The following is a 4681-nucleotide window of genomic DNA, read 5'->3' on the forward strand; positions in this document are numbered from 1 at the left end:
AGCGGCGGCACCACGGTCGACATCCCACCGCTGGGCGCGCTGAAGCTGGACAGTCACAACGGCCCGGCGTACCTGACGGTGCAGTTGGGCGCCTGATGTCCCGAGGAGGCTCTGACCGCGACTACCGAGTCTGCGGCTTCGGCCCGCATTCGCCCACCGGACCTGGGGTGCGGTGTCGGGAGGCACGCACTAACCGGGTCCGGTTCTATCGTCCGTCGTGGCGTACGTGCGGACGGTGAAGACGGCGTCTGGCCGCGGGCGGTGCACATCGTGACTTCCAGTGGCGGGCTCGCGGAATATCCGCGGCTCCGCCAGTGGGCCGCAATCCGTGCCGGTCGGCCGATGCGCCTGCGCTCGGCTTCGTGGATTGTTACGGACGAGGACCCCGCAGCGGCGGATGGCAGGATCGGGTCGGTGACGGTCGATGTAGTTCAGCGGGCCTTCAGTTGGGTCGAATCGGTGGCGGTGCCCGCCGACGGTGGTCTGGCCTGGCTGAAGGCGGGCGAACGCTTCGACGACCTGTATGCCGGGACCGCCGGGGTGCTGCTCGGCTGCACCGAGGCCAGGGCCGCGGGCCTGCTGTCCATGTCGGACGGTCGCGCCGAAGCGACGACGGGTGGTGTTGATGCCACTGCGTCGGGTTCGGCTCTCGACCGGGTCGCGGCGGGAGCCCGGGACCGGCTGGTGCACCTTGCCGGGCACGAGCCGGACGCCGCCACGATGCCGGACGACGGGTTGTTCGGCGGCTGGGCCGGGGTCGCGGTTGCGTTGCGTGCCTGGGCTGCGGTCTCCGCCGACCGGGCCGCCCTCGACGCCGCCGCGTCGGTGACGGCGCGGATCGCCGAACGGCTTCTGCGGCGACCCGTGGGCCCGGCCCGGTACTCCGACGTCATCTCCGGCGACGCGGGCATCCTGCTGGCCCTCGTCGACGCCTGCGACAATGCCGCCAGCGGTGCCGTAGTGCAGGCTGCCCATCTCATCGCCGACGGGTTGGTGGGGCTCGCCGAGGATCGGCCGGACGGGCTGCACTGGCGCATGCTGGCCGGGCACGAGCGCCTCATGCCCGGCTTCTCCCACGGCACCGCCGGCGTCGCCTACGCCCTCGCCGCCGCCGGCAACGCCCTGCACCGCGACGACCTTCTCGACACCGCCGTCGGCGCCGCCGACGGCCTCCTGGCCCTGGGCGGCCACCCCGACGGCTGGGCCCTGCCGCTGTTGATTCCGCCCCGCCCGGACCGCCCGCCGGTCAACTTCGGCTGGTGCCACGGCCCAACTGGCACCGTGCGGCTCTTCACCCTCCTCGACACCGTCGACCCGCAGCCCCGCTGGCGGCAGGCCGTCGACGCGTGCCTGGGGGCGCTGCGCGACAGCCGCATCCCACAACGGCTATACCCGGGCTACTGGGACAACCTCGCCCGATGCTGCGGCACGGCCGGCGTCGGGCAGCTGCTACTCGACCGCTTTCGGGCCACCGCCGACCCTGACCTGCTCACCTGGGCCAGCATGCTCGCCGCGGACGTCCTCGCCCGCGCCGTCCCCACCCCAACCGGCGTCACCTGGTCCAACACCGAGCACACCAGGACCCCGCCGGACCTTCCGCCGGAACCCGGCTTCATGCAGGGCACCGCCGGGATCGTCGGCTGGCTCGCCCGGCTTGCCGCACCCGCCACGCCGCCCGTCCTGCCCTGGCTGTGACCCACCATCGGAAACCCGGGCAGGACGGAGCCTGCCCGCCGGGCCGGTCGCCAACGAGGTTCCAATCGATTCCCAACCGTCGCGTCAGGGTGAAGCGGCACAACGACGGAAGGAACGGCATGCGCAACATTTTTGTCACCGGCTCGGTGGACGGCATCGGCCTGCGAACCGCGGCCCAACTCGTCGCCGGGGGACATCAGGTGGTTCTGCATGCCCGCAACGAGGAGCGGGCGGCGGTCGCGAAGGCGGCGCTCCCGGCGGCGGCCGGGGTCGCGGTCGGCGATCTGCGTTCGATCGAGGAGACCGCCGCGCTCGCCGGGTCGCTGGCCGCGTTCGGTCGCTTCGACACCATCGTGCACAACGCGGGGATCGCCCGGCTGGACGCCTCGGAGCGGGAGCTGACCGGGGATGGGCTGGAGTCGACCTTCCAGGTCAACGTTCTCGCGCCGTACCTGCTGACGGCGTTGCTTCCCCAGCCGGAACGTCTCGTGTTCGTGTCGTCGGCGATGGCCGCAGATGGTGTGGTTGACCTCGCTGACCTGCAATACGACACCCGTCCGTGGAACGGGGTCGAGGTGTACTCCACCTCGAAGCTGCTGGACTTGATGCTCGCGTTCGCCGTCGCCCGTCGGTGGCCCGGAACCTTGAGCAACGCGGTCGACCCCGGCTGGGTGCGCACCAGGATGGGCGGCGCCGCGGCGCCGACGAGTCCCGACGACGCCGCGCGGGCCCAGATGCGCTTGGCCGTGGGCACCGACGCCGCCGTCCTGGTCAGTGGGCACTACTTCAGCGAGCGCGACTGGCGGCCGTCCGGTTCCAGTATGGACCCGGCGCTTTTGGACGAACTGCTGGCGCGCTGCGGTGAGCTCACCGGCGTCCGACTGCCTGAGGAAGCCTCCCGCCCGGAGCGTGATGGTTGATCTTCAGGACCGGCCGCGCGGAGGGTCTGGTCCAGGATGTCGCGGTGCAGCTCGGCGAGGTCCGGTCCGGGCTCGACGCCGAGTTCGTCCATTAGGCGGTTTCGCGCCTCGCGCAGCACTGCCAGGGCGTCCCCTCGGCGGCCCGCCCGGTACAACGCCCGTGCTAACAGCGCCCAACCCCGCTCCCGCAGCGGGTGTTCGGTGAGGAACGCCCGGAGCTGCGCAACGGCCGTATCGATGGCGCCCAGCTCGACCAGGGCGGCCAAGCGGTGTTCCCGCGCACCGGTGCGCAGCTCCTGGAGCCGATGCGACTCCGCGACCACGAACTCGTGGTCCGCGCAGTCGGCGTACGCCCGCCCCCGCCAGAGTGCGAGCGCCGCGTCGAACCGGGCCAGCGCGGATCGGGCGTCACCGTTAGCCAGCAGGTCCGGTCCCTGGGCCGCCGTTTCGCTGAACCGGTCGGCATCGAGCGTGCACGACGCCAACCGCAACGCGTACGCGGCGCCGTCGCGAAGGAGCACCCGCCCAGGCTGCCGTGGCGCCCGGTCGGGCTCAAGCGCCCCGCGCAGCACCGACAGGTAGCCCTGCGCGGTGATCCGGGCACTCGGTGGCGGGTCGTGCGGCCACAAGCAATCGACCAGTGCATCGATCGGCACGTACCGGCCCTCGGCGATGACCAGTCGGCACAACACCGTACGCGGTGCCGGGCCGCCGACTGCCACGGCCCGGCCATTGTGCCGCACGACGGTCGGGCCGAGCACCCCGACCGTCAGACCCGCCCGGACAGCGGAGTTACCGGGAATACTCACGTCAGCGGCCCGTCGTGCCTGTTCTTCATGGTGTTCGTTCCTCCGGTGTGCTGCGGCTGAGAGATGTAGTGCGACTCTCATGAGGCGGGGCCGGAGTTGGCGAACCCTTAACGCTGGCTTGGTGGGCTGGCGGCTGGTGGCGGTCTAATGGGCCGACCGCAGAACTGCCTGCCCCATCGTCGTCGGTCCAGTCGGCTGCGTCCGCCAAGTCGGCGCCAAGTGATCGCCAGGTGTCGTGCCCGAGAGTTGCGAAGCACGAGAGCGAGCCGGCCGTCCGTAGCCGGCACCGGGTCGGCCCGCCAACGGCCGGCCCTATCCCGAACAGGCCGCCAATAGTGCGGCCGGAGGAGACCATGGCCACCACCACCGACCCCGAACCGAACCTCATCGGCTTCCGGATCAACCACCGCACCATGCGATCCGATACGCGCCGGCTGGCCGAGCTGCTCAGTCACGTGGCCGCCGGGCAGATCGCGTACGACCATCGCCGCGCGACGGCCCTGCGGACGTATCTGCGGCTGCTCTGTGACGGCATCCATCACCACCACAAGATGGAGGACGAGGTCCTCTGGCCGGTCCTGCAACGTTCGGCGGGCCCGGAGATCGACCTGCGGGAGCTCAGTGACGACCACGCCGCACTCGATCCGGTCCTAGACGAGGTACGGGCGGCGGCGGACGAGCTGATCGAAGCGTTCGCCGCGAGCTCGTCAGAAGCGGGCCGGGTACGCACCGTCGCAGGGAGTCTCGCCGCGGCCCTGGCTCAGCTGCGCGATCTCCTCGACGAGCACATCGAGGAGGAGGAGCGGCTGATCTTCCCGGTGATCCGGCGCTACGTCAGCGTGGCCGACTGGAACACCGTGGAGCGCGCGGTCCGCAAGGGCGGTGCGTTACGCTTCGAACTGCCCAGGATCGAGCGGTACGCCCGCCCGGAGGAACTGGACGAGTTGAGAAGGATCGCCGGACCCGTGCTGCGGCTGATGCTCGTGGCGCTACGACCGGGTTTCCGCCGCCGGGAGGCGACGGTCTTCGGCGGGTGACACGTCCGAGCGGCGGTGACCCGGTTCAACACACCGCCGCCGGCACGTACGCCGACTCGTCGCTCCACGGCACGGCGCCGACCCTGCGGGCCAGCCGGAGCCCGGCGTCGCGGTGCGCGGCGGCGGCCGGGTCGCCCAGCGCTTCGGCGAGTTCGGCGAGGGTCTGGTCCACCGGGCCGAGTGAGATCGATCCGCACTCCAGGCCGGCGAACCGCCCGGC

General features: G+C 71.6%; 4 protein-coding genes and 1 pseudogene. 3 read left to right on the top strand and 2 right to left on the bottom strand.

What is annotated here, in order from left to right:
- Positions 1-414: 414 nt before the first annotated feature.
- Both ACWEVO_RS30535 and ACWEVO_RS30540 read left to right on the top strand, forming a co-directional pair.
- Positions 415-1695 carry a lanthionine synthetase LanC family protein gene (locus tag ACWEVO_RS30535; RefSeq protein ID WP_452310927.1) on the top strand — a complete coding sequence of 427 codons (1281 nt, stop codon included), beginning with the start codon at positions 415-417 and terminating at the stop codon, positions 1693-1695.
- 89 nt (positions 1696-1784) lie between these two features.
- Positions 1785-2615 (top strand): SDR family NAD(P)-dependent oxidoreductase, encoded by an 831-nt coding sequence (locus ACWEVO_RS30540; protein ID WP_452310928.1) that lies wholly within the window; start codon positions 1785-1787, stop codon positions 2613-2615.
- 44 nt (positions 2616-2659) lie between these two features.
- Here ACWEVO_RS30540 and ACWEVO_RS30545 read toward each other — a convergent pair.
- A pseudogene (locus ACWEVO_RS30545) lies at positions 2660-3505 on the bottom strand (AfsR/SARP family transcriptional regulator); the annotation flags it as partial.
- Positions 3506-3777: 272 nt separating this feature from the next.
- On the opposite strand from ACWEVO_RS30545, the gene ACWEVO_RS30550 reads away from it, so the two are divergent.
- The gene (locus ACWEVO_RS30550; RefSeq protein ID WP_452310929.1) at positions 3778-4461 is read left to right on the top strand and encodes a hemerythrin domain-containing protein; all 684 of its coding nucleotides are present in this window, start codon (positions 3778-3780) and stop codon (positions 4459-4461) included.
- Between the two features lie 25 nt (positions 4462-4486).
- On the opposite strand, the gene ACWEVO_RS30555 is transcribed toward ACWEVO_RS30550, so the two are convergent.
- On the bottom strand, positions 4487-4681 hold a 195-nt coding region (locus ACWEVO_RS30555; protein ID WP_452310930.1), incomplete at its 5' end, for a hypothetical protein.

It is taken from the genome of Micromonospora sp. NPDC003776, from assembly GCF_053605645.1.

Bases quoted from the DNA above. Each gene is read 5' to 3' on its own strand.
- ACWEVO_RS30550 (WP_452310929.1), top strand. From the start codon at position 3,778: ATGGCCACCACCACCGACCCCGAACCGAACCTCATCGGCTTCCGGATC.